This is a genomic window from Pectobacterium betavasculorum, from assembly GCF_000749845.1.
GTDB classification, from domain to species: Bacteria; Pseudomonadota; Gammaproteobacteria; order Enterobacterales; family Enterobacteriaceae; genus Pectobacterium; species Pectobacterium betavasculorum.
Window position 1 is genome coordinate 1 of record NZ_JQHM01000050.1, and the last position, 742, is coordinate 742.

The 742-nt window shown below is 61.6% G+C and carries 1 protein-coding gene; it reads right to left on the bottom strand.

Annotated features, from left to right (window positions below):
- Positions 1-742 (bottom strand): Ig-like domain-containing protein (locus KP22_RS21020; RefSeq protein WP_039326333.1); only part of this gene is annotated, 742 nt, incomplete at both ends.

The window sequence follows — 742 nt, forward strand, 5'->3', positions numbered from 1 at the left end:
CACTCAGGGTATAGTCGCCGTTGGTTAACGCCTGAAGGACATCCGCAGGGATGGTGACTTTCCAGGATCCGTCGGCGGCCACAGTCCCGGTGTAGGTCATGCCGTTGAGGGTAACGGAAACGGTCTGTCCGGCCTCGGACGCTGAGGTACTGCCCAGCAGATCCAGTGCCGATTGCAGTTCATCGGCGGTCAGCAGGTCATCCCCGGTCAGAGCCTCAAGTGTCAGCGTCGGCGCGGTGGTATCGACCGTGAGCGTGCGTGTCAGGGTGGCGACATTGCCTGCAACATCGGTGAGGGTGGCGCGTACAAGGTATTCACCGTCGTTCAGGGTCTGTAAATCGGCGGCAGGCAAGGTCAGGCTCCAGTGCCCGTCGCTGCCGATGGTGGCGGTGTAGGTTTTGCCGTTCAACGAGACCGTCACTGTACGGCCAGCCTCGCTGAGGGAAGCGGTTCCGCTCAGGCGTTGATCGCGTGCGCCTTCATCGGCGTTCAGAATATTGTCGTCGGCAATGGCGCTGAGCGTGAGCGCGGCAGGGCTGAAGCTGACGGTAACCTGTGTCGTGGTGCTGGCCTGATTACCGGCGATATCCGTCACGGTGACTGTGAGCGGGTTTTCACCCTGTGGCAAGGCGCGTAAATCGTCGGAGGGCAGCGTAATGTGCCAGTTGCCATTGGCGTCGACGGTGCCCGTGTAGGTTTTACCGCCCAGCGTGAGGGTCACCTGCTGTCCGCTGCCGGTAAT